The 24636-nt window shown below is 62.3% G+C and carries 19 protein-coding genes; 8 read left to right on the top strand and 11 right to left on the bottom strand.

The features are described from left to right. Positions 1 to 85: 85 nt before the first annotated feature. Positions 86 to 283 carry a hypothetical protein gene (locus tag O6Y00_RS00605; RefSeq protein WP_353440740.1) on the bottom strand — a complete coding sequence of 66 codons (198 nt, stop codon included), beginning with the start codon at positions 281 to 283 and terminating at the stop codon, positions 86 to 88. Positions 284 to 295: 12 nt separating this feature from the next. Between O6Y00_RS00605 and O6Y00_RS00600 the strand changes: the two genes are divergently transcribed. After that, a complete protein-coding gene (locus tag O6Y00_RS00600; RefSeq protein ID WP_353440739.1) occupies positions 296 to 751 on the top strand; it encodes a hypothetical protein in 456 nt (151 codons plus the stop codon). A 96-nt stretch (positions 752 to 847) separates the two neighbouring features. On the opposite strand, the gene O6Y00_RS00595 is transcribed toward O6Y00_RS00600, so the two are convergent. Further along, the gene (locus tag O6Y00_RS00595; protein ID WP_353440738.1) at positions 848 to 2338 is read right to left on the bottom strand and encodes a TM0106 family RecB-like putative nuclease; all 1491 of its coding nucleotides are present in this window, start codon (positions 2336 to 2338) and stop codon (positions 848 to 850) included. Between the two features lie 208 nt (positions 2339 to 2546). On the opposite strand from O6Y00_RS00595, the gene O6Y00_RS00590 reads away from it, so the two are divergent. Genes O6Y00_RS00590 through O6Y00_RS00565 form a run of 6 tightly spaced genes read left to right on the top strand, consistent with a single transcriptional unit; the run spans position 2547 to position 5439 of the window. After that, on the top strand, positions 2547 to 2888 hold the full coding sequence (locus O6Y00_RS00590; RefSeq protein WP_353440737.1) for a hypothetical protein: 342 nt from the start codon (positions 2547 to 2549) through the stop codon (positions 2886 to 2888). After that, a complete protein-coding gene (locus O6Y00_RS00585) occupies positions 2885 to 3232 on the top strand; it encodes an antitoxin Xre/MbcA/ParS toxin-binding domain-containing protein (RefSeq protein WP_353440736.1) in 348 nt (115 codons plus the stop codon). The genes O6Y00_RS00590 and O6Y00_RS00585 overlap by 4 nt, the downstream gene beginning before the upstream one ends. Beyond that, positions 3229 to 3936, top strand: coding sequence for a hypothetical protein (locus O6Y00_RS00580; protein ID WP_353440735.1), 708 nt, complete (start codon positions 3229 to 3231; stop codon positions 3934 to 3936). The genes O6Y00_RS00585 and O6Y00_RS00580 overlap by 4 nt, the downstream gene beginning before the upstream one ends. A gap of 14 nt (positions 3937 to 3950) precedes the next feature. Next, a complete protein-coding gene (locus O6Y00_RS00575) occupies positions 3951 to 4118 on the top strand; it encodes a hypothetical protein (RefSeq protein ID WP_353440734.1) in 168 nt (55 codons plus the stop codon). After that, complete coding sequence (locus O6Y00_RS00570) at positions 4115 to 4822, top strand: hypothetical protein (RefSeq protein WP_353440733.1); 708 nt, start codon at positions 4115 to 4117, stop codon at positions 4820 to 4822. Before O6Y00_RS00575 ends, O6Y00_RS00570 begins: the two co-directional genes overlap by 4 nt. Then, complete coding sequence (locus O6Y00_RS00565; RefSeq protein ID WP_353440732.1) at positions 4819 to 5439, top strand: hypothetical protein; 621 nt, start codon at positions 4819 to 4821, stop codon at positions 5437 to 5439. Before O6Y00_RS00570 ends, O6Y00_RS00565 begins: the two co-directional genes overlap by 4 nt. Before the next feature lie 282 nt (positions 5440 to 5721). Here O6Y00_RS00565 and O6Y00_RS00560 read toward each other — a convergent pair whose 3' ends face one another. Both O6Y00_RS00560 and O6Y00_RS00555 read right to left on the bottom strand, forming a co-directional pair. Continuing rightward, a complete protein-coding gene (locus tag O6Y00_RS00560) occupies positions 5722 to 5958 on the bottom strand; it encodes a hypothetical protein (RefSeq protein WP_353440731.1) in 237 nt (78 codons plus the stop codon). 124 nt (positions 5959 to 6082) lie between these two features. Then, on the bottom strand, positions 6083 to 6544 hold the full coding sequence (locus O6Y00_RS00555; protein ID WP_353440730.1) for a hypothetical protein: 462 nt from the start codon (positions 6542 to 6544) through the stop codon (positions 6083 to 6085). A gap of 183 nt (positions 6545 to 6727) precedes the next feature. Here O6Y00_RS00555 and O6Y00_RS00550 point away from each other — a divergent pair, with 183 nt between their 5' ends. Next, a complete protein-coding gene (locus O6Y00_RS00550; RefSeq protein WP_353440729.1) occupies positions 6728 to 8926 on the top strand; it encodes a KAP family P-loop NTPase fold protein in 2199 nt (732 codons plus the stop codon). Between the two features lie 452 nt (positions 8927 to 9378). On the opposite strand, the gene O6Y00_RS00545 is transcribed toward O6Y00_RS00550, so the two are convergent. From O6Y00_RS00545 to O6Y00_RS00515, 7 genes are all read right to left on the bottom strand, one after another. Beyond that, positions 9379 to 9849, bottom strand: a complete 471-nt coding sequence (locus tag O6Y00_RS00545) for a hypothetical protein (RefSeq protein WP_353440728.1) — start codon at positions 9847 to 9849, stop codon at positions 9379 to 9381. Positions 9850 to 9854: 5 nt separating this feature from the next. Then, positions 9855 to 12227, bottom strand: a complete 2373-nt coding sequence (locus O6Y00_RS00540; protein ID WP_353440727.1) for a hypothetical protein — start codon at positions 12225 to 12227, stop codon at positions 9855 to 9857. Between the two features lie 148 nt (positions 12228 to 12375). Beyond that, complete coding sequence (locus O6Y00_RS00535; RefSeq protein WP_353440726.1) at positions 12376 to 14187, bottom strand: hypothetical protein; 1812 nt, start codon at positions 14185 to 14187, stop codon at positions 12376 to 12378. A gap of 25 nt (positions 14188 to 14212) precedes the next feature. Further along, positions 14213 to 15430, bottom strand: a complete 1218-nt coding sequence (locus O6Y00_RS00530) for a tyrosine-type recombinase/integrase (protein ID WP_353440725.1) — start codon at positions 15428 to 15430, stop codon at positions 14213 to 14215. Between the two features lie 902 nt (positions 15431 to 16332). Continuing rightward, the gene (locus O6Y00_RS00525) at positions 16333 to 17127 is read right to left on the bottom strand and encodes a restriction endonuclease (protein ID WP_353440724.1); all 795 of its coding nucleotides are present in this window, start codon (positions 17125 to 17127) and stop codon (positions 16333 to 16335) included. A gap of 703 nt (positions 17128 to 17830) precedes the next feature. After that, the gene (locus O6Y00_RS00520) at positions 17831 to 19228 is read right to left on the bottom strand and encodes a hypothetical protein (RefSeq protein ID WP_353440723.1); all 1398 of its coding nucleotides are present in this window, start codon (positions 19226 to 19228) and stop codon (positions 17831 to 17833) included. Further along, a complete protein-coding gene (locus tag O6Y00_RS00515; RefSeq protein WP_353440722.1) occupies positions 19225 to 24033 on the bottom strand; it encodes an AAA domain-containing protein in 4809 nt (1602 codons plus the stop codon). The genes O6Y00_RS00520 and O6Y00_RS00515 overlap by 4 nt, the downstream gene beginning before the upstream one ends. Positions 24034 to 24636: the final 603 nt, after the last annotated feature.

Here is a 24636-nt window from a genome sequence, read left to right as displayed (position 1 = left end):
CTTTCGGTGAAGGTGCGCTGTCCGTCCGGCTGCGGATCGGTTCGACGATCATGGGACGTCGGCTTGCCTGATCGCCAGCGACGACTCAGAGAAACGAAGCGTGCGGAAGACTGAATACGATCACGACGATCAGCGAGAGCATCATCAAACCGACGGCGCCTCGAGCGATGCGCGCAGCGGTCGATCGATCGTTCGTCGTCAGTACTACGGCGGTGGCGATGATGAGGACGTTTATGAGCAAGGCGGTGCTCAGATTTAACCCGATGTTAAGTGCCGCGACCATTTTCCACTCTCCATGCCTAATCAAAGTTTTCTTTCAGCCGCGCAGTTCATCACTGCGCTCATCGCGATCGCCGTCGCGCTCACCGGTTGGGTCACGCTCATCCTGACGAACCGCAGAATGCGTGCGGAAAGGGCCATCCCGGTCATTCGAGCGGTGAAGGGCACTCCCGCGGGCGGATGCGAGATCGTCATCGAGAACGTCGGGCTTGGCGTGGCGATAGACGTCGTCGTCGCATTCGCTAATGACGCGAAGGTCGTCGCCGGAGGCCTGCGCACCGGGGATCACGTCGTCATCAGGCTGCCCGATGTCGGTTGCGTCGACATACGCTTTCACGATGCCGTCGGAGTCGAACGGACCGTGAGTTACGTGATAAACGCGAGCGGCGACGGACCGTTCGTCGCACCGCCGCAGGCGTCGCACTGCCTGAGACGTCTGCTGACTAGAGCGGGTGTGATCGGCACTGCCTGACGCCGTCCGAGCCACGCCGTCTCAATGCGGTGAGGATCGCCGCGATTTCGAGACAGCGTGTCGACGAATTTGCGAATGCTCCGACCGAACGACGTTCTACGTCGGCAATTCTCGCAACTGCCTGATGCCGTCCAGAACCACCCGCGTCGCAACGCAGTCGTCCTCGTTGTAGTCGACGATGCGCTGGAGAACGGCTCGATCTCCGGTCTCGATCCAACGGTCGAACCATTCGATCGAGGCGGCGCCCGACGGATCGGTGTCTCGCCAGGCGAACCCGAGAAACTTCGCCAGCGTCTTGATCGAGTGGTTCCGCGTCGGCCATTCCGTCGCCTTGGTCACGACGTCGCAGTAGAGGTCGATGGAGCGCGGCGGAGTGTACAGTTGCTCCACGTCTTCTACCGAGCAGACGTCCGGATAGCGGCGCTGCAACTTGCGGTACGCGGTCCGCTCGTACTTGGAGTAATAGTAGATCGTCGCCTCTGGATGCGCGGCCACGTGCGCCATGGCCTCGGCGAACGCCTTTCGCTCCGCATCGGCCGACGCCTCCTCCGCGGTGAACGCGTAGAACCGTTCGGTAGCCGGGTCGCCGTCGTGGCGGTGGAGGAAGCCGTGCAGGTAGACGCAGTCCCGCATCGGATCCGCCTCGATGTCGAAGAATATCTCGTGACCGATACCAGGCAGGTCGACCGGCGACTTCAGATACCCCGATGCCCCCGGCGTCGTCAGCAGCTTTGCGCGCGCGACGAAGGTGCGCAGCCGTTCCTGCCCGACGCCGCGAAAGACAGTGCCGCGGCCGTCCATGCAGCTGTCGGGATCGAGCTCGGCCAGTTCCGATACGCGTCCGACGACCGGCGCGATCACGTCGCGGGCCGCCCGTCCGAGAGCGGGAACAAGCGTTAGGTCGTCCAGCGCCTCCAGTTCCGCGGTGCAGACCGCTCGCCAATGACAAAGGCCGCATGACGCCGCAAGCGCGCCGAGCGTGCTGTCCGGCGCCGCCAGAATGGACCGGACGGCATCGCGCGTCTGCTCGTACAGGTCCCACCACGTCGATGGCGTCCGGGGTCCACGCGCGGTCGAAAGATCGTATTCCACCCTCCTACCCCGGACGTCCCAGATCTCAGCGATCCGACCCGCGGATCGACCGAGCCGCTCCAGAACGTCGCAGTAGAGCGCGACCTGCACGGCGTAGGACGCCTTCGGCCGCCCCTCGCCCTCCTCGTCATCAGCCCCCTCGTCGCCTCGGCCGGACTTGATGTCCGCGGCGACGTAAGCGTCGCCCCGTCGGACGAGAAGGTCGGGATCGCCGAGCAGGTCTCCGGAACTGATCCGGCCACCGTGGATGAGGGGAGCACCCCTATCCATGGCCTGCAAGGTCAATCTCTCCCGCTCCTCGCCGGGCAGTCCGGCGAGGAACTCGCAGTCGTCCACGAGGCCAGCGACGACGTCCGCCTCGTGCGATGCGCCGCGACGCCACAGCATGCGGATGAACGGGCTCAGTTCGGCCCGCTCGTCCTTGCTGCGATGCGCGTCGAGATCCACCCGCCGAGGACAGGCGATGTGGTCGTAGAGTTGCGAGGCGGTGATCATGACGCGGGGCCTTCTACGAAGCGAACAGGGGTTTTGATCTCCTAAAATGAGCAATACCCGATTTTTGATCTTTTCAAAAGGATTATTAGCTCGTATTGCTCTCCTGCCGAGAACACTATCACTCCGGCTCGCTCGGTGGCCAACCAAAGGTCTGCGGAACGGCAGCCGACTGTCGGGCGACAGCCATCGTCCAATTGGGAGAACGAGCGTGATCAATGGCAAGGAAGCCGCCGTCATCGACGACATGGCGATGCGCAGCGCCTGGCGGGATCTGGCGGTCAACTGGGAACTGGATTGGCGCGAGCGCCGCATGCTTCTGCCCTCCGGGGGCGAGGACCAGCCCTTCCCGCCCGCCGATACCGAGCGGCGCATGCGGATCCTCATAGAGATCGGGCATCGTCTTCGTTTCGAAGACGATGCGGCGCTCTGCGAGTGGCTGCGGATGCCCACCGAGCTTTGGTACTGGTATTCGCCGCTCGAGGTGATGGGTGGGCCGCTTCCCGATCTGCGTCGGCTGCGCCAGTTCATCGAATCGGGCCTCGGCGCATGAACGGTAGCAACGAGATGCCGCTGACGGCGGTTCTGGCCCGGTGGGATGCCATCGTCATCCGCTGGGACCTCGATCCGGAGGAGAGGTCTGCGCTCGTCGGAGGGTTCCGCGACGGCCCCGTCGACGACGTGGAGACCTACGAGCTGATCTGCGGGGAGCGTCGGATGCGTCTCATCGTCGATCTCGAACCGGTGCTCAACAAGGTCATCGGCGACGAGGAGCGCATCCGCGGCTGGCTCCGCGCGTCCAACTCGAACCTGGGCGGTCGCTCGCCGATCGGCGTCATGGCGAGTTCGCCGGAATGGATGAGCTGGATCATTGCCCACCTGGGACTGGCTGCGTGACCGTGGCCGGCGATCCGTCGGCGCGCTGCCTGGACGTCGCGATCAACCGCCATCTCGTCCAGACCGAAGTTGCCCGCCTCCGGCTCTACAGGCTGAAGCTCCAGATCACGGTGGGACGAGTGTCGCCTCTCGCCATCGACCTCGCAGCCCACGGCGGCTTCCAGCTCGACGACGTCGCTCGCTGCCTGCAACCGCCGTCGTCATGGCCGTGGCGCGATGTCATGGGCGGACGAGGCTGCGCAACGAACCGCCGCTGGCGGCCGGTCGGCACGCACACCGGCATCAAGGGCATGACCGCTTCCGTGCCTGGTGCCTGGCCACGTCTCGGTCCCGGCGCCGCACTCATGCTTCATGCCGCAGATCGACGGGGCGAACTCGCCTATGCGGTCTCCGGGAATGCCCTCGAGGCCGTGACGCGGATGGGGGATTGCATCCTGCAGACCGACCAGGGGATCGCCCGGGTCCTGCTGGACGACGTGCTGCCGGAGACGTTGGTCGCCGCCCTTCCCGGCCGCAGTCTCGATGACATGTTCGATCACCCCGTGCTCTCCGGCCGCGGGTACGTGATCGAACGCGTCCGGCAGCCCGAGCCGTCCGCGGCTCACGTCGTCACGTTCAGGACGGGCCTGCTTCCGCATTCGATGCCGTGGGCCGCCGAGCTCGATGCGGAATTGATGAAATCGTCTCGGGCAACGCAATCGTGAAGGGGAAGGTCATCATGGTTCAGGATTCGGTTCGCCACGAGATCGTCGGCGACCAAGTGCGCACCCATCGTGAACTGCGGGCTGACGACACGTATCTCGGCACCCGTATGCCCACGCCTGCGATGTACGCCTCGCCGGAATGGGCGGGCTGGGTCATCCGCCATTTCGGACTTCCGGCATGAACGACGCTTCGGTTAATTCGAGGTTGGTGGCCGAGAACGCGATCGACCGGTTCCGCGACTTCGAGGCGATGGAACGCAACCGACTGTACCGTCTCCACCTCCAGACGACGGTCAACAAGGTGTCGCAACTGGCGACCGACCTCGCCGGGCACGGTGGCCTGACGCTCTGCGACGTCGCGCACCGGCTGCCGCTGCCCGACGCGTGGCCGTGGCGGATCGGCGAAGGCCGGATCATGGTGACGTCGAGAAGATGGCGGCCCATCGGTTCGGCCGTGCGCCTGAAGGGCGGCGTCAGCTCGTCGGGTCTCCGGTCCTGGCCGCGGCTCGGACCTTTCGCGGCAAACATAAGACCTTACGGCGATGATAATGGCGAACTCGCCTTTGCAGCCGTGGACGACGTTCTCGAGGCTGTCGCAAGGCTGGGATCGTGCATCGTCCAGACCTTCCGGGGATCGGGAAGACTGCTGCTGTCCGAGACGCTGCCGGAGACCTTCGTCGTCACGTTGCCGGGACGACCGCTCGACGAGCTCGTGCAGCATCCCGTGCTGTCCGGCCGGGGATACGTCATCGTCGATGTGGAGAAGGCGGAGTACGATCAGGCTCATGTGGTGACGTTCACCAACGAACTGCGTCCCTACACCATGCCGTGGGCGCAGCTGATCGATCAGGAGATCGAGCGGCCGCTGGGGAGCGCAGGCGCGTGACGGTGGATGGTCTGGAACTCGCTGGCCAACCGCGTGACCCCTCCCTGCTGATGACGGAACAGGTACTGTCGACGGTGGACCTTCTACGGCGCAGTCTTGATGGAGGTGCCGCGCCGATGGCGGTGGTCTATCTCGAAGGAGCCCGCGGCTGCCTTCATCATGCACGGGAGTCGATGCTCCATTACATGCGCCAGGTCGGTGAAGATTGGTCGATGCGTCTGCCCGGAGGCGCGACGATCGTCGGGGAGACGGGACGGCGTCTATGCAGGGTGGAAACGCCTCCGGATTGGCAGGACGAGGTGCTGCCCACGTCGCCCGACCTTGGTTCGGACCTCTTTGCCTCCCCGGAGATGCGCGCTGGTGCCAAGGGCCGGCTCTTCTGCGCCATGCTCGCCGCCGCGCTTGCCGATCACGCGTGGCTGCATCTGCCCACCGGCAGATCCTGGGCCACGGATCGCTCCGGAGCCGTCGCGTTGGTTGGTGCTCTCGCTGGCGGCCGTCCGATCGATCTCCTGACGGTGGATCAACTCTCCGGCTCTCTCGACGAGACGATCGTGCGGCAGATCGCCGGGCTGGGTTGGAGACGGTTGCGTTCGCCGCGACTGGAGTGCTCCTAGGCTTTCGCATGCCTTGATGGTCGCCCTCCACTTACCTTCGATGACAACGATCATGACAGCATCCTATCGCCGGATGCGGCGAACGCCGCCAAGCAGTAATTCCCGATTGAGCATCCCAACGGGAAAGCCCCGTTCGCCTCGCTGGCTGTTCCTTTGCAGGAAAAGGGTCAAGGCTTTAGCCTTGCTCCCAGCGTACTCACACTCTTGAGTCTGAACTGAAGGAGCCGCACCGCTCAGGCGTTGCGACCCCCGTTTCACCAGTTCGGTCCAGCGTTGGCCGGATCAGTACAGCCAAGGCTCGATAAATGTGCGAACTCGCCGGACCTGCTGTTCAGTGTCGAGCTTGGGCATCCGCTTCAGATGCAGCCTCAACTCGGGTTCAAATTCGAACCAAAGCACTCTCTTGTCCCGCAACTGCGTCAGCAGATCGAACGCATCGTTTAGATCGGAAGGATATTCCGCGAATGCGCGATCGTTCAAGCCGAAGCAGTGGCCGATTGCCTTCTTCCAGTCATTCATTAAAATTCCTTCATTTGAGGAACCGAAGAGCGCGACACCGCATATCGCTGCCGTTCTCTTTGGCGATATGCATTTACAGTTCTCGATTCCGCACATCCGGCAACGCGCCGCGATTTCAACGCTTTCAAGCCAATCGATCGGGACTCGCCTTGGAAAGCGACAGGTAGATTCGTTCGGCAATATCGAAGGCAATGCGATGCTTGCCATGAGGTTCGGTAGAAACAAACTTACCGATTTCATTTGGTGAGAACGAAAAATTTTCAGGCAGCTTGAGCCGACGTTTCGCGGCTCCGTCTGCCGCATTGCATTGATCGCAAAGAACCGTGGGCTGAAAGCGTGCGATCCCTATGCCGTCGAAGCTGCGTGCATGGTCATGATGCGTATGGAGCGCTGCCATCCAATCCTCGAAGCGGTTGGGCAGGCGCGGAAAGCGCATAGTCCAGCGCAGAATCTGATACTTCGAACGCCTGCAACTTGGACAAATCCAGTCTGGGCCGACCTCCGCCCAAAGCTGATGACAATGCGCTCCCTTAAATGCAGCGAAATCGTCTGCGGATGGAACCTTAGTTATTTTAGGTTTTTTCATGTCGTCGGACTATCACGTAACAGCTGCAACAGACTTACATAGAATCTTGTCCCTTCCTGCACGGCGCAGGTAGCAAGAACGCCGAGGGCTGCCAAAGTGGCTACCGGAGCGTGGCTGATTAGGGAAAGCAAAATCCCAATCGGCCGCGTAGCCGATCTATGATGTTGGCCGTTTAGGGATGTCATGACACACACATTCCATGGAGACCGGCCCGTCGGGGCACCAGGCGACGATCGGTTCGGCTTGGCCGCAGTCGCGGAGCGTATCGCCAGCGCAATCCGCGAGCAGTCTGCGGGTCATGGACTGGTACTCGGCATTGAGGGCGCTTGGGGTTCGGGCAAGTCGAGCCTGGTTGCGTTAGTAAAGCAACGGCTTAGCGAGCCTGCGGATGGCAACGTGGCAATTATCGACTTCGCCCCCTGGCTAGTCGGTGATCGCGACCAACTTCTCGTCTCTTTGTTTGAAGAGCTGTCGCGCTCGATCGATGCGATCGCGCAGGCAGCAGGCGACGCAACGGGTACGAGCGTTTCCGCTGCGCGTAGCGCGGCCGAGCAATTGCGGCGCTACGCCACATATCTCGGCCCGGCAGGGAAACTTGTTGGCGTTGCGGGGCTCGCCCTCCCCGGTTTCGGCGCGGCAGGCAAAATAATGGAAGGGCTCGCTGCCGCGGCTTCTGAGAACGTGAAAGGCCCGGGTTTGGCGGCGCGCAAGGCCTCGATCGAGCGCGCCTTGGCTGACCTAGACTGCCGCATCGTCGTACTCGTTGATGATGTCGACAGGCTTGATCCGACTGAAGTGGCAGAGTTGCTGCGGTTGGTGAGGTCGGTCGCCGACTTCCCGAACGTGACCTATTTGCTCTGCTATGACGGCGCTCGCCTGGCGGCAGCAATTTCAACGGCAGTGGGTGTTGCGGATGGGCGCGCTTATCTCGAGAAAATCGTCCAGCTCGAGCTGACGATTCCTCGGCCCGAGACATTCGCGTTGAGACGAATGTTTTCGGATGGGCTCGCTACCTTTGCGGCCTGCGAGGGCGAGGCGGGACAGCGGCTTGCGCATGTGATCGACCGCTTGGGCAATCGCTTCTTCGATACTCCACGTACAGTTAACCGCGTTTTGGACGCGTTGCGCTTCTATTGGCCAGCCCTCGAAGGCCAGGTCGATCTTCCTGATCTGGTGTGGCTGCGCATCCTAGCTGCCGGCGCACCGGCAACTTTCCGTTGGGTGGAGGAATATATCGACGTACATTCTGCGGTCGCGACCGGGCGCGCGACCGTTGACACGGAGGAGCGCGCAGATTTCGGTAGGCGCCTCGATACCGCGCTCGCAGCGGACGGTTTGACATGGGAGGTACTGAGGCGAGAACTCCATCTCGTGCTGCCGGGAATGGGCTGGGGTGGCCGCGACGACCAGCGTGGTGATGGGCGGATTTTTGCCAATACGGGGCAGGGAAACGGTGACGCGGCGCGGCGACTGGCCAGTCCTGATCATGCGCGTTTATTCTTTGCGTTGGCGAGGCTGCCAGGTTCGGTCGATCTTGCCGACATTGAAGCGCTTCTCGGTGCCGCGCTGACGTCCAGGGAAGCAGCGATTGCGATGCTGGATGGAATGGCAGGCGAGCGCGGTCCAACTGGGGATACGAAGGCCGAACGCATGCTCGACCAACTGCGAAATTTGCCAATCGAACGCTTTGCTGCCTCCAATCCAGAGAACTTGGGCTTTGCCGTCGTTGGGATAGCGGACCAACTGGTCGGCGCCGCTGACGAGCAATGGGGGCAACCTCGGCCGTGGATGTATGCCAAAAAGGTGCTCGCGGTGCTGGGACGATCGATGGAGGCGGACCGATGGCTTCGTTTTACCCAAGAGTTGTTCGCGCACGATCCGAGCATAGACTTTCTCACGCACGTCCTGCGGGACGATACGTTCGATCACGGCATCTACGGCGACCGCGCCGATCCGGATGACGCGACCGGTGATCGAACGCATTTCGCGGTAATGAGAGACGCACTGTTTGCTCGGTACCGCGAGCTTGGGGTTGGTGGCCTGCTCAATATAAATCGGCCGGCATCAGCGCTCTATGCTTGGTCGCAGGCGGGCGGACGTGATGAAGTCGTCGCTTTAGTAGCAGAGCACACGGCCGACGATGATAGCGCCTTGATAGCCTTTCTGATAGGACTTGCAGGCAACAATAGCTCCGTCGACCCCGAGGGCGTCGCTTGCTTTTTCACCGACGTTCCTAGCGTTCTCGAGCGAGTAGGTGGTCTTGCGGCAAACGGAAATGGCGGTGCGGCGGACGTCGTTAGAGCAATATCGTCAAGCCTGCGTTTTAGAAACGCCTCGATCGCAGACTGGATCGCAGCTCACAGAGCTGACCGCGATGAGTAAACGTCTGCAATATCGCGAGTACCAGGTCGTCCAACACGTCGCAGAAGTCAGGCTAATTCGCGTGCCGGAAGATTGGTCCCCTTCCTTTCAGGCTTCATCCTCTGTTACCCCAGCCGTCGGCAGAGGCCGCCTGCGCTCGCCGCCGGAATCGAAGCGTATCGTTATCGAGCATTATAAATGCCGGCATGGGATGTGGTTGTTCGAACATCCCTGAGATTCGATCCTTTGCGATAAGCAGGCGACGCGAAGGGCGACGAACTAAGCAGTGTCAAAATGCGGCGTTCTGCGTCAAAAATCCTGTCACGGATTGATTACCCGCCGCGTGGTGCCCGGCTGCTAGCGGTCGGGTTTTGGTGTCAAAGGACACGGGGCGTGATCATGGCGGTAGACTCCACAGACCTCCGATCGAGTGTCGCTCGGCGCAAGCAGCGCGCCGCACAGTACTTGATCATTCAGCGTCTTCCGGCGATCTGCCGACGCAGCCGTTCGACGTGCTTGCGCTCCTCTTCGACTTCGCTCTCCAAGCGGTCCGCACGGATGATGGCCTCGGCGGCCTTCGACCTCAGGACGACGATGCTCTGAGTCGCTTCCGCCAAATCGGTCCTGAGCCTCTTGAGCGTGGCGGTCGTCGTGTCGGCGACACCATGCGACGACCGGGCCGCCTTGATGCGCGCGGCCAGCTGCGGGAATCTGCATTTCGCTCCCGATATCGCCTTGCGACTGAGCTGGGCTTCCTGGGCGACGTTGTCCTGCGTGACCGGTACTCGTCCGTCACCTTCGACGATCTCGTGGAATTCCGGATCGACCAGGTCATTGTTGTCGGGGTCCTGCGCCAGCAGGCGCTCGAACGCGGCGACGTAGCGCGGATATGTCTTCGACCCGTAGCCCTCCGGCTTTGAACTCTTCGTCGTAGTCACTGCCATGCTCTTCATCCTTTTTCGATCGATGCAGCTGATGCAGGCCCAGCCGCCGAGCCCGATGGTGAGACGGCAAGCGCCTCTCGCTCGAGTTTCGCCCTTGCGGACCGCTGGCGCTTCGCCTCGCGTTCGCTTGGAGAAAGCCTCAGTATCGACGGCACCGGCTGCTTGAGCGCCCGCAGGATCTGCGCCGCCTGCTGCGCGCGCTTCTGAATGACCCGGAACTGAAGGCTTCGATCGGAGGCGATCCACGAGCTCTGATTCGATATGTAGCGCTTGCGCCAGAACCCCGCATGCTCCGCGCTCACCGAGAAATTCGAGCAACCGGTGCAGAGCGATGGTGTTCGGGTGATGTGGTTGGGCTTTGAGTTCCTCCAGCTTGTCGTCCCCGACACTTCGTGGCACCGCGCCTCGTCGGGATTGGCACCGATCAGACAGCGCCCATGTTCCGCGTGGAAGATGCGGATGTCGCGATCGAGACAGAAGCTCTCCATATCCTGATAGGCTTCCTCGAACGGCAGATCGTCGACCAACTTGGCCCACTGTTCCTGATGTTCGGTCAGCAGATCGTCCAACCGCCCGAAGGATCCTCCGGCGCCGTGACGCTGTTCGTAGAAGTATCTCGCGGTCTCCTGCATGTGCACGCTGTCCTGCGCCGCGAGCATCGAAGGATCAGTCGGCATGTAGCTATTCTCGGTCACCGCCACCGACATGTGCTTGAAATGGTGCGCGAGCGGCGGAATCATCCTGTCGTCGACCTTCATCATGTATAGCGCAAACGTCTTGCGCCATTGGTGCGTGCGGATGCAGCCGCCATTGTATTTGACGTACGGACCCAGCTTCCGGTCGGACACGATCTGATCCTCAAGGGAGGCGAGATCGCATTCGTCTGCTATGAATGCCTTGAGGGATGCACGGAGCGATCCGCCACGGATGGGACGCACGGCCTTGGAGGAACGGGGAAGTCCACGGCCCTTAAATCCCATCAGCAGATGCCCGCGCACGTGCGCGTCGTCCGCCAATCCACGCCATGGCAGAGTGAGCCGTTCCAGAACGCGGATTGCCCGAAGCACCGTCGGCTCGACGTCGCTGCCCTTCGGGCGCGCACCGATGAGCCAGGTCTCGTCCTTGGGCGTCCTCTCGTTCTTGAAGAGCCGACCATGCATGAAGAAGTGATCGTTCAGCCCCGTCTTAGAGGTCGAGACGGAAACGCAGTGGGGCAGATCGTCTCCGATCTCCTTCTCTTCGTGAAAGCCGTCGAACAGAGGCAGCGCCTTGGGCGCCACGGTCGGGCTGGCGGTCAGACTGCAGAGCTCGCTGATCCGCACGCCGGTACCGCAGAAGATCACCAGGACCGCTGCGTCACGTACCAGCATCACCAGGTCACGAAGCTGATCACCCCCTCCACTCTCGTCGGGTCCGAGGACGATCGGATCCCGCCAGGGCTTTCCCTTGACGTCCGAGAACCTGAAGCCCTCCATGATGGCTTTGAGGCGGCGGCGTTCGTCGGTCGGTGGTTGCCGATCAAGCCGAAGCATAGCGTCCAGGTACTCGGTCTGCAGTCGGATGACGTCGTCAGCGGCGGTCATGATGAGGGTGATCGCTCTGTTCATGATCTTGAGGGCGACCGGTGCGGGCAGCGGCGGAATGAGATCGGTCGCGATCGCGGACGCTTCGGCGGCGACGTCCTTGATGGACTTCTGGGCGAACGGGTTGAACAGAAGCCGCGGAACGCCCGCCGCCTCCAATGCCTCTCCATGCTCGAAGAGCTGCCTCCAGACGCGAAGCCGGTTGTATGCCGCGACGCGTGTGAAGCCATCTTCGTCGTTGCCAGCTTTCGATGCGGCTGCGTCCTTCTTGGCACTGGTTGCTGGATCGTCGACTGCATCCAGATATCTCCTGTCACCATAGTCCAAGTCGAGCTGTCCATCTTCAGACGTTTCTAGTTCGATGCCGTCTCCAAACTCCTCCTCGTACCAGTCAGGGTCGGAGAGCTTGATGTGGAGGTTCTTCTTGAAGAAGGCGAAGGCCCCCTCGTCCAATTGCGAAAACGATGTGTAGGCATACTGCGTCATGAAGCGCAGCAGATGCCGGATGCCCGAGCTGAACGTGCTCGCAGTGGTATGCTTCAGTTCGACATAGCCATCGCGTGGGAGAAAAAGACGCGCGGCCAGCATCTTCGCCCCATGGATCAGGACGGGGTCGGCTTTGACGGTCCAGTGGATCGCGAAGTCGGCGGCGATCTTCCCGCCGCTTTCACCGTCCAGCCGCCAGATGTCGTGGGACCATCTGCTATCTGACGAGACCGCGGGATCGGAAGCGACGATGTCGGGCAGCCGTGGCGAATTGTCCATCTCGGTACGCAGGTCCGTGATCTCGGACATCTGTTTTCCTTTCCGTATTTCGATTTCGGATCCGATCTTCCGGATCGTCATGACTGCTGGCGTCGGCTGGCCCTAAGGAACTACGGAGTGGCCTGGGTCATGCACGACCGCGCTCTTCCGCATTGCCGTTCGGGGTGAGACTTCGACGTCAGTCGACTTCCGGAAGCGGTGGAATCGACACGCTGCCCGCGGCCAGTCGGACGTCGAGCGGAAACTTGTTGCCGATGATGAGGAGCCGCTGCTTCACCGGCCCCCATCTCCATAGCCATGCCTCGCCGAGCGTCGTCATGGCCTCGTCGATTCTGCGCAGCAGCTCGATGTGGTATCGGTATGCGTGCGGCGAGGTCAGATCGACGAGGGCGAATTCGCACATCGGGCAACGACCGTATGCCGTGCAGAGCGCGCCTTTTCGCTCGCCCCTGACCGGACTGTCGTAGGGATCGGCGCATCCGAACCCCGGCGTGGCGGCCCCCAGATCGACGTTCAGCCTATCCCTTTCGGTCGCGTCCACGATCCCGCCCGTTTCCAGGAACCGCCACCACTGGTTTATGCCGCCGGCAAGCATCTCCTCGTCACGCCGTTGCATCGCCGCGGACTCGTAGAATTCCTTGGTTGTGTCGGGGGATTCGTGTCCTGCGACCTGCTGGGTAGCCATCAGGTTGCCGCCGGTCAGCTCGTGGACGAGGTCGAGGGTCGTGGGGCGAATCTGCTTGAGCGTAAAGTAGTCCAGCCCGTGCTTTGCGCAGAAGCGCTTCAACGCTTCGCGCCAGGCTTTGTCGGACATTTCGAGTGGAATGCCGTATCCGACGCCGCGACTGTAGCGGATGAAGACCCGGTCCGCGAATGCCGGTCGGCGTACGATCCTCCGTACCCGTTCGGTCCGGCTCTCGAGAAACTTGAGCAGCCGATGGGGATTGTCGTAGTCGTCGGTTACCACGACGGAATTGCGATGACGGCCGTGCTTCCGAGGCTTGTACGGAAAGAGCCTGATGCGTTGCCTACCGGCGAACCAGTCATCCTCGTAATCGCTATGCGTCATGTTGAGCACCACGCCGGGATTGAACGCGAACAGGATCGTCAGGATAAGGACGAACGGAAGGAGTTCGTCGATGTTCGGAAACAGGATGTCGAGCGCGTCTTCATAAAGCGTCTCGCTGATGGCCTTGCCGTAGCTGACCTTCCTCGTGATAGTCTCGTAAGAGGGCGGGCGATCACCAAATCCCGCGAGCAGGAACGCGGCGCATCGTATCACGTCGCCGCGAATGCCCGCCGGCGTGACGGCGTCTCCAGCCTCAATCACGGCTTTTAGCAACTTCTCGGTCTTCTCGCGGCGGCCCATTACTTCCTCGCACGCCGCCGCGCACGACACGAAGAGAAGTTCGAGCGATGCATCGTCGAGTATCTCGGTATGGTTTATGGATCGGTGCGAATCCCGATAGATGTTCTCGAGCAGCTTCAGATCCGGTGACAATCGTGCGGACCATTCCTTGTCCGCCATCAGCTGTTTGAGAATGAGCTGAATATCCTGGATCCTGATCTTCCGCGTGATTTCGGATGGCGCCCAGCCGACCGAATTCTCGTCGTCGAGCCAGACCTTGAAATCCTTCAGCGTCTGCTCCGTGATGTCGCCGATATCAAGTCCCACGATGCTGGTTTCGCGCAGAAAGCGCAGAAAGCCGGATTTGATTGTCTGGTCGATGTAGTAGCGTCGATCCGCGGCCTCTACGCCGAGACAGTGCATGACGTAGCCGAAGGCGAATGCGTCACGAAGCCCGGGATGGCCGTCCAGGTGCGTGATGTCGATCGGCCCCTTGGATATGACGCCGAAGTGTTTTGGGAACGTGGCCATCAGCCGGCCGTCGACCCGCGACAGGAACCGGGCCGCGATATCCTGACGAGTTTCCGATTGCCGCCCCTTATTGGCGAGCGCACGTCTCTCGCCTGCGGAAAGCTTCAACATTTCCCGATCTCCAGGCTATCTCGGATCAATTCGCTACGGCGGCGTCGCCGCGCCAGGCGTGGCGCAGTCCGTGGAACGTCTCCGCGACCATTTCGAGTGCTTCCGCCCCCAGATGGTCTATGACGTTCAGGTATATCCCCGTCGTGGTGGAGACCTGGGCGTGACCGAGCGCCTTCTGCACGCGGATCCAAGGTCTTACGCGGCCTCGCTTCTCCAAGGACCGAAAGAGCAGCACCGCGAAGCTGTGCCTGGTGTCGTGGAATGTGTGCTTGGGAACGTAGATCGCGCTCTCCTGGGGGGTGCCCTTCGCCCTGATCTTGCGCCGGTGGATCTTCAACGTCAGGCAGGCAGTGTGGAATTCGTCTTGGATGGTCGAGGGTTGGGTCGGCTTGCCTGCATTGTGGGTAGCACCGGCGTGATTGAGAAATAGTTGAGTGAAGGCCTTTCGGTCGCCCTTCAGCCAGGACTTACCGCCTTGTTCGATAGCCGCTATCCGCTCCCCGACGACGTAGAGGCGAAGTTCCTCCATCAGCCACGCCGGCACGTTGATCTCGCGCTTGACGAGCCCCTTCGTGATTTCGATGTCGAACGACGACATCACGAACGGGCGGTTTGGGTCGAACTCGAATTCGCTGAACCAGAGATGGTGGAGGTTCAGGATCTCGTCGATCCTCATCCCGGTCTCGTATCCCAGTTCGAAGACGAGTCGGGTCCGCGAGCTTTGGGTCTTGCCTTCGCTCGGTAGCGGTCCGAGTTCGGCGGCGAGTTTCACGGCGACTTCCGGTGAGATCGGGTGCGGGTCCTGATCGTACTTGGAGCGGCTCCTGTTGCGATACGACTTCGCGATGTTGGGATTGGTCAGCCGCATGTTCGCTAGACGCTTGGCCGCGTCCGGTTCGGGAACGCGTTCGACCAGTTTGCGACCGAGTGCCCAGCGGTAGAACTCCGCGACGTTGGACGAGCGCCGATTGATGGTTGACGAATTTAGGAAGTCCGACGTTTTTTCGCTGAGCGACATTTTCATGTCGATCAGCCAGTCCGCCATCATGCTGTCATCGGCACAGTCCCAAGGCACGTCCCCTGTGATGATGGTTCCCCACCAGTCCTTCAAGTCGGCGGCGGCGGCGCTCGCCGAGTTGGCCTTCGTCCACCGCCCCTCTTTGAACGCGCCGGGTGCGGCGTACTTGTCGGTGAGGAACAGCAGGACTGGTTTGACGACTTCCTGCTGCCCGACGTCGAACACGAACGGGAAGCTGGTTGGTAGAACGTTTGGCTTCTTCGGCACGGGGCGTGGAACGTTGGCGATCGGCAGGCTCTCGTCGAGGTCGAATCTAGCTATGGTCAGAGGCATTTTTCATCCCTTTCAGACGGATCACTGGCTCTCCGGAAGGGGGTCGCACCCTGCGGGACATGGCATATTCGAGAGGGGACAAATCGCTGGCCGGACATAATCGCCGTTATATTGGGTGGAGAGTTTGTCCCCGCCGGAATATGAGCCCGCACTGAGGGCGAATGCCCTCTGCGCGGGCTCATATTCCGAATCGGTGTAATCCCGTTTTTGGTCACCATAGGGTACATCAACGGCCTTCTACGTTGCCGAGCAGCGGCGCCTTTTCGGGACATCCGGCGGCACGGCGCTGCTTGATCGGGGCTCGAGTGACATCCGAAGGCGTGATCGACAGACATCGGAATTCCTTGATCGACCAACGCGTCACCGTTCCCTAAAGACCGCCGAACATTGGCGGGCATGATAACGGATACCTGCTGCTCGTTTAGGTCCGGTTACCGGTCCAAGGCACGAGGACATCCAAGCTGGCGATTGCGCCGCGCCCGACCGCGTTCGAAACGCCGGCGTTGGGGGATCTGGTCGATGCGGAACGAACGATCAGAGGGTCGGCCAGACCCGATGAATTCTGCAAATCCGGCTTTGGACTGATGCCAATCCACCTGATCAAAACTAAGGCGCCGGGATACCTCGGATGATGATCGTAGGCTGATCAGGTGCGACGCGGCGTCGAGCGGCTCGGAACGTGGCGATTTATTCTGAATTTGCTCGACCATGGTACGCCGCCAACGACACCTGACGTACGTCAACCTTCGACAGCCTTCCGGCAAGAAGCGCATCGCCATTCCGCCGCGTGTTCATCACCCCTCGTCTAGCACAGCGTCCAGTGCGAGCTCGGGTACCCTGAACTCGCGGAACGCGACTCCGAACTCCTGCTCGAACATGATGTCGACGATCTTCGGGCCATCGAAGAGGATGATGGGTACGGCACCGGGACGCCGCTGAGCATCGAGAGCCTCCTGCGTGAAGCGGGACGTCGTGAAGAAGTAGCCTTGCTCGTGCAGTCCGGAAGTCGCGCCTCGGAATGCGTCGATATCGGCGCGCCCTACCGGCTTGGTCCGGTAGCGCTTGCACTGGAACGCGACGCTGACGGTGGTCAAGCCGATGGCGATAAGTCCGTGGCCGTCGATGCCGCCGTCCTTGGACTTCCTCGTCACGGCGACATCCAGAAACCCGTACGCCCGCAGGAGACGTTCCGCGAAGCGTTCGAACGCGTCCGGCGCGAGATCGAGCAGAGAATTGAGGATTCGCGTGCGAACATGCTGCTCGTGGTCTGCCTTCAGCACGAGCATCTTGGCGATCAGCGAAGGTTCGGCAGCGAGATCAGCAGGTAGCCGTGCTTCAACCTTGTCCAGCGGGTAGTAGCGTCCATCGTTGGTCGCGCCGAACAGCTTTTCAGGTAACGCGCTTGCGAAGTTGACGCCCTCGCAACGGCGACGGATCGCGTTCCTGACGACTGATACCGGATCGTCCGTGTTGAAGCCATAAAGGCCACGCTCGATGACGGCCGCGTACGCCTCCGAAGGCGACAGCGGTCTTGCCCGGTCCCGCATGACGGACAGCACCGCACCGACGATGGTCAGGTTTCTACGCATGCCGGTGCAACTCTATGACGCTTGCGGGATGTGACGTGCCTTGCGCGACGTGCATGATTTCCCTCCGGTGCCGGCGCAGACGGATGGCTTGCGGCGTCCGGAGCGATGTTGATGAATTGGTTCCAGACATCTTTGCGGGTTTGAACATGCGAACCGTGTATGTGGCCGCTTCAGACATCCCGACCGAAAACGCTATCATGTTGGCTTGTCGCCCCATAGCATCCCGGTTTGTGGAATCACTGACGCGTAGACCGAATTTCGTCACCTGCCCCCCGAGGCCTGAAATGAGATTCACGGGGTGAGGCAAACTGTTGTCCACCGCAAGGTTACGCCACGACGACCCCTGACGGCGCATGTTGCCAAACTGCGTTATCTACCGCTCGCTCGGGGCGTTCGCGACCGGTCGTCGGCAGGCACTCCTCGCCATCATCGCGCACGTTTCGCGAACCTCGGCAATTGCCAAAGGCCGATCCAGTTCATTCTTCCCTCAGCGCATCCCATACGTCCGTCCGACCTAAACCGATCAAGACCACTTCGTCGCTCCGTGGCCTCCATCGACGAGTTCGATCACGAGCAAGGCCGCCTATTGGAAAGGCGCCTCGACAGGTGCCGAACCAAACTGGCCAGCCGATACGTATTGCACGGTTTTCTTACAGGACGTCGATCTGAAGCCGAGCCGTGAAAACGAGCGGTTATTCCTATGTTACGCGAGAAGTCGGTTTGGACCACTTGCGGGGTTCTGATCCCTCCCGTTCTGCCAAACGGTCTCCCAGGTCGCGCTTCGAGCTGACGACAGCCGGCTGGCGATCCGTTCGAGACGCTTCGTGTCGGTCACCAGGCTGCCGATCGACACGGCGCTTCCGCCGATTGGGACATGCACGTGGATCAGGGCGCAGATGCCTTCGATCAGGACGACCTCGAGGTTCGGCGGCAGATGGCCCTGCGGCAGTAGAACGCCGCGATCGAAGAGTCTGCGGTGCGATCTCCTGACGGGACGCGGTGTCGCCCTGGGCATGATGAGCGTCGTGGCGGTATCGGAATATCCGGAGGCACGAAGCCCCTCCCGCATCTCCTGCAGTGACGACCCCAGCCGGAGCGTGCGTGCCCATTTGCTGCCTGAGGGTCGTAGCCATAGGATCTGAGCCGCCTTCCTGTCCGAGGTCCGGACCGACGCCAGACTGTTGACGAGCGCCTCCATGTTGCGCTCCAGATACGTGGCTCCAAGCGTCGGCCGAAAGCCGTCGCCGGCCGTCACGTTCGCGATCGCATCACGCCACGCATCGGTGGTACTGCCACTCTTCAGCAAAGCCTCCAGCCTGCGGTCGCCGGTGAAGCGTTCATAGTCCGTGATGACGGCCGCCGCACCTTCGGGACCGTCGAGTGACTGCCAAGCGGCGGCGGCGGCGATCGTCAGCTTCTGGAAGCGCACCGCTTCGTCGCCGAGTTCGGGGAATGCGGGCCGCACTACGTTCCGCCGTGCGTCGAACGTGAGTTTCGATTTGAGCGTCTGATATCCATAGGTTCCGCCTTCGACCTCGGAGATCGAGTAGATGTTGACGGAATCGGCGTCGGGAAGGCGGCGTACGCGCCGGGCGTAGTCGCGAAAGTTCGCCTCGAACGCATCGCGGGCGAATGCTTCGGGCAGTTCGCGCGCCGAAGGCACCTCCTGGAGGCGGACGAGATAATCGACCGATCTATTCCTGGACCGCTGGACCATGTTCCGGCTGACGAGATCGAACCACACCTGATCTATCAATGGCGAGACCTCGACTATCCGAGGGACGCCGCCTTCTGGAATCGCTCGGAAGAGCTCGCGGCCGCTGGGCGCAAGCCTGACGTTCTCGCCATCGACTTCGACGAAGGCGCGGCGTTCGAGATCGATGAGGACCGTCTGAATCTCGCCGACGGTGAACCCGAACCAGGTACGAAGCCTGCTGACGGGGACGTCGTCGATGATGGCAAGCATCCGAAGGAGGAACTCGTCGACGACGGGCAACTGGCGATCGTTCGTGATCATTGCACGGATGGTGAAGCGTCGACACGCCATCTGGAAATCGACCTCGTCGACCTCCGGCAACGGTTCGCTGTTCTTGTCGCTCATCGGATGTCCTTCACTGGCACGACGTTGGCGACGGACGGGGCCAGGCCCCGGATTTCGGAGAGGACGTCGCGCATCGGCGAATGGCAGCGTCGATCCTCCCACATCCGGGTGTGGCCAAAGATGTACAGTCGCTCCTTCGCTCGGGAAATGGCGACGTTGCAACGGTTTGGCGAGCGGACGTGGCCCGCGCCGTATTCGCCGTTCGCTCGCACCAAAGTCAGGATGACTATGGCGTTCTCCTTCCCCTGGTAGGCATCGACCGTGTCGATGGTGACCGCCCGACGGAACGCGTCGCTGAAATGACGCTGAGACCAGGCCTTCTCGATCTGCCTCTTCTGCTCGCCGTACATGCAGATGATGCCGATGGACGGTTCGGCGCGCTTGGTGAGCTCGCTCTCGAGCTTGACCTCGCGCGCGAGCCTTTCGAGGAGCGCCATGACGCCCTCGATCTCCGCCTCGTTCCAGAAGTCCCGGCGGTTGTTCTTCGAATGCTCCTCGGCACCGGGGGCCTTGGCCGTGTCGTACCAGACGATGGGTACCGACAGATCGGCAGGCAGGTCCTCGAACGCGGCGTCCGGCACCCTGTCCTCCGAGGGGTTCAGCACGACGCCATGCGGAGCGTAGAAGACGCGCGATACGATCCCGCAGATCCCGGGATCCATGCGGTACTGTTCATCGAGAACGACGGCGTTCCGAGCGCCGTACCGTGATTCGAAGGCCCGCTCGAAGTCGGACCGCACGATCTCCCGACGGGCGATCCCCCGGAGTTCCTCGACAAGCCCCTCCTCGACCTCGCGGTTCACCATGGGCTTGAGCTGTCGCTGGTCGCCGACCAGAACCACGCGGTTGCCGAGCTGGATCGGCACGGCGAGTTCGCCGTGCGTGCACCTGGCGGCCTCGTCGACTATGACCCAATCGAAGGAACCCTGCTCGAGCTTGATCTGCGACTGGCCCAGACCGACGCACGTGCCGGCGACGACCGATCGGGTCTTCGCCAGGAACTCGTCGAAATTGCGGTGGCCGGTACCGAGGCTCTCGGTCCATTCGCGCGACAGGGCGAGAATGCGCCGCAGCGTGGCGAGGTCCCCGGGGCTCGCCTTCGGATGCCGGGTCATCAGTTCGGCGTAGCCGTGCTCGATGAGGGCGGCCGGAACTTCGGTCTCCAAGTCGACCGTTCTTCCGAGTATGTCGGCGGCGCTCGCCGCGAACGCCCGCTCTAGCGTCTGAAGGCGGGACGCGGACCGTCGGCGTTCGTCGGCGCTGGCGTCCTCGGCCTCCGCCGAGACGCGGGCGAGCTGCAGGGAGCGTTCCAGGGCCCCCAGCCGCCGGTCGAGATCCACGACTTCGTGCGCCATCGTCCGGCTGATGCCGGCGGCGCCGGCCGCCGCCGCGACGCGCGTCTTCAAACCGTTTTCGAAGCGCAGCCGATAACGGTCCCGCAGCGATCTCGCCTGGTATGGACGGATTCTGTCCGTCGCGCCGCGCGATCCAACCCGAAGGATGTCGGCCTGTCCGCCTTGCTTACGGAAGGTCTTCAGAAGTCCCTCGAGCACGTTGTTCACGGCTTCGTGCGATTGGCTGGCGATCAGGACGCGTCGCGCGCCCCCCTTCGTCAGCAGCCAGTGCGTCAGCGAGGCGATGAACAGCGTCTTGCCGGAACCGGGGGGCCCCTGCAGTAGGCCCATGGGACCTGTTTTGATGATCCGTCTGAAGGCCTCCCGCTGTCCGGCGTTCAGACCGTAGCGTCGCAGGTCGGCTTCGGTCACGTCGAGGTCGAAGTCGATCTGTGGCGCGTCGATACGCGGATCGAAGAAGTCGACGAGGTTCGGGACGACGCCTTGCCGGCTCGTGATCCGCTCTACCGCGCGACGTCTCCGCTCCTTGGAGATCCGGTCCCTCTTGTCGATCAGGGTGACGGTCTGTCCATCGGCAATGAAGCTTCGAAGATCCCGGATCGCAAGATCGCGACCATCGCACTTGGGTACGTCCAGCACGCCGATCTTGCGTCCTCGACCGGCATCGAGGCGTACTTCGACGATGTCGTCGTCCTCGAACTCCAGAGGCTGCGCGGACTCGTAGCGGTAGACCGCGGAGCCGCCGCTCTCGCCGACGCGTCCGTCGAGCCGGACCCGCGGAACGCAGTCCTCCTCGAGTTCGGCGGACCGCAGCCATAGGCGGGAGATGTCGAGCTTGCGTTCGAAGGTCGGAACGGCGGCTGGTTCCTCGATCGTATCGCCGTCGTCGGCCCCACCCTCTCCGAAGTCGGCGATCTCGCCTCCGCCCTCGGCCATATCGGTCTCGGGATCCATGACGGCCGCACCCGCCGCCCTGTCGGCCACCGTCTCCGGTGGCGCGACCTGCCGCAGATGGTTGGCCAGTTCGGCGATGCCCGACTCGAGGCCCGGCGCCGTAGTGATCAGCAAGGGCACCGATGCGCCCTGACCAAGATCCCGAAGCATTGCTTCCGAGACCTCGCACGTCTCCACCTCACCGCCGCGCATCGTGATGACGAGCCGGTGGCGGACGCCTGTGAGGAAGAACGTTTCGCCGGTACCGTTGACGTAGGAACGGACCCAGAGGCGTCCGTCGTCCCCGTCGATCTGCAACGCGCGAAGGTTCGACGCCGTCAGGTGGAACGTGCCGCTCTTGGGCCCCTCGATCCTTCGACGCGCCACCCGCAGCGCCTCGATCACCGGCTCCAGCGTCTCGATCGAGTTGCGCGCCAGTTCCGCGTCCAGGGCGGACAGCACCATGAGGGCTTCGTCGGAGGCGTGCGGAGCCAGAAGATCGGCGGCGATCCGACATACCGCGAAGCGATCGACCTGCTCGGCGGAACGCCGCTCGTGGTCCGCTGGGGCCCAGCGGGCGCTGTGGAGCCGACCGATGCCCGTCTGCGAGATGTCAAAGACGTCGATTAGGACAATGCGCGACCGCTCCTGCACGATCACGTTGCCCGGATGCAGATCGCCATGCGTCAGTTGGCGAGCGTGAAGCGCCGTCACCGCTTCTGCGAGATGGTCGAGGATGCTCACGGTCTCGGCGAGGTCGAGGGCGGACAGCGCGCCGAGGTCGACCCCGGGAACATGCTCCGTCACGACGAAGGGGCCGACGAGCGACAGGCCGAACGATCTTACGGGTGCGATCGCAGGCATGCCCACGGCATGCAGCGCTGCGGCCGCGTCGAACATCGCCAGAAGCGCGAGATCACGCTCGGCGTCACCCCGCGCGACGCCGTTCCAGACCTTCACGACGCAAGTGATCCCATGCCCGTCGATCGTCTCGTAGCGGCTACTGCGTCCCTTCGCGCTCGGAGCGGTGGTCGGCGGCCACGCAACGTAAGGGATGATTTCGCTCTCGTATGCGTCCAAGCGGGATTGATCGACCAAAGGACCCGACGGCGTACGGAGCTCGCCGATCGCGTCGGCCAAAACGGTCGCGTCGGCGTAGCGCGTTCCAGGCTTGGCGAGGGCACGTTCGGCGACTTCCTCCCAGCCATCGGGCAGATCACCGTTCACGGCGCCGTCGCCGATCTCCTTCATGATGACGCCCAGACTGCGGACGTCGCGTTCCTTCGCCGTCGCGACGTCGCCGCCCCAATCCGGCTCCGGCTCGGCGTACGTCGCCAGCGGCATGAGCCAGTCCGAGACGGACTGGTCGTCCGGAAGGCGGGCCGACGCGAATCCGGTCAACGACATGCTGGTCGGCGTGCCGAGCCACACGCAATCCGACCCGATGTCACGGTGCGCGATGTCGTTGCCGTGGAGTTCCGCTCCCATCGAGACGAGGCAGTGCACGATGTCGATGCGTTGCTCGCCGGTCAGGTCCGTGTTTCGCTCGAGATAGCGGCGCAGGGTGGTCCAGTTCGTCGGAAGCGAGAGCAACTGCGGATGCTGGGTCAGCACCTCCTCGGGCGGCGTGCCCGCGAGTTTGAGGATGCCGCGTTCGCCCATCCAGCTGCCGCGCTCGCCGAGAAGCGCCTGGACCCGCATGTCCCGTTCCGCAACGAGGCGCCGCGCCGCGGGCTCGTTGAGCCCGACGGGCAGCTGGTCGAAGCGCCATAGGCGCAGCAGGGCCTTGACCCTGTCTTCGCGCATCAGTTCCGCACGGTGCTCGCGCCACACGCCTTTGCCGTGGACGTAGAAGTCTTCGTCGGTGACGACGTAGCCGTCCCAGCTCATCTTCAGGGGTTCGAAGTATCGGCTTTCGCCGAGGAGCTTCTCGAACTCCTTGACGAACGTGCTCGGTTTGAACGGGGTCAGTTTGACGTCGCCGAGCAGGTCGCGCCGCCTTTGAGGTTTCGCGAGTGAACAGGCCTCCTCCAGAGACAGCACCTGCTCTCGCTCGGCGTCGTTGAGGTGTTCGCTGGTCGCGGTGGCAGTCAGCACCACCCGCGAGTCGACGTAGCTCCTCGCAAGCTTCGGGATCGCGTTGGCGATTATGCCCTTTATCTTCCTCGCCTTCTCGGCGCCGAGAATGACTGGCGATCGGCCGCGATAGGCACCGTTCACGAGCCAATTGTCGCCGTTGGCGGTGAGGACGCCGTTCCAATCCTTCAATTCCAGAAGCACGACGCGGTCGTCCATGACCACCATCACGTCGATTTCGATCGGCGAGCTGTTCTTCGGAAACGCCGACAGCGAGACGTACATCAGCCAGTTTATCGGGAACGCGTCGGCGAGTGCCTGGACGCCCTTGACCTCACGCTGCTGAATGCCGCCGCTGCTCAGGTATCGTATTTTGCAGCCCACACGGCCCCCGGGGATTGATGAGGAGGCTTTCTGATGAATCGTCGGCGACCCGTCCACCCGATCGGTCGGAAACGGAGCAATCCCTTCTGACGCGGATCATCCGTAGGTCGGCGCAGCGTTCACTGCCAAACCACCGTACGTTCGGCGCCGACGTTCACGATCGGGAGTGCCCGGAGTCGCATTCGAGAACGAAGGAGACGAGAAGATCACTTTTCCAAGCCAGCGTCTTACGCTCGCCAAAGGTTTCTGCTGGCGCGCATCACCACGGAACGAGTCCGCAACGAAACTTGGAAGCATGATCAAAGCTGAGGCATCACGAGCACGTGAACTGCGCGTTCTGCATGATACGTGATATCCATGCGGCGGATTTGACGGCGGCCTCTCGCCGGATGGCGTGGTTGCAGATCTCGTGACTCTAGCGATGCAGCATCCGATCCGTAAGCTTCGCCGATGACGATTTCAGCGGAAACCCGGAACGTACGGGGGGGCATGACCGAGGCCGGTTTTGCTCAGGTGTTCACTGGCCTGGCATCCGGCTCGCAGACCCAACTCAGCCGGCATGACCGCGGCAGCATGTGGCTGCCTCGACTGCGCTTGCCCGCTGGCGACTTTGAGCCGAGAAACGGCGACTAAGCACTCTATTTGGCTACGTCCGGTGCC

The sequence above is a fragment of the Sphingomonas faeni genome, assembly GCF_040407565.1.
Classification (GTDB): Bacteria; Pseudomonadota; Alphaproteobacteria; order Sphingomonadales; family Sphingomonadaceae; genus Sphingomonas; species Sphingomonas faeni_F.
The sequence above is the reverse complement of the archived record's forward strand: the minus strand, read 5'-3'. Positions and strand labels throughout refer to the sequence as shown.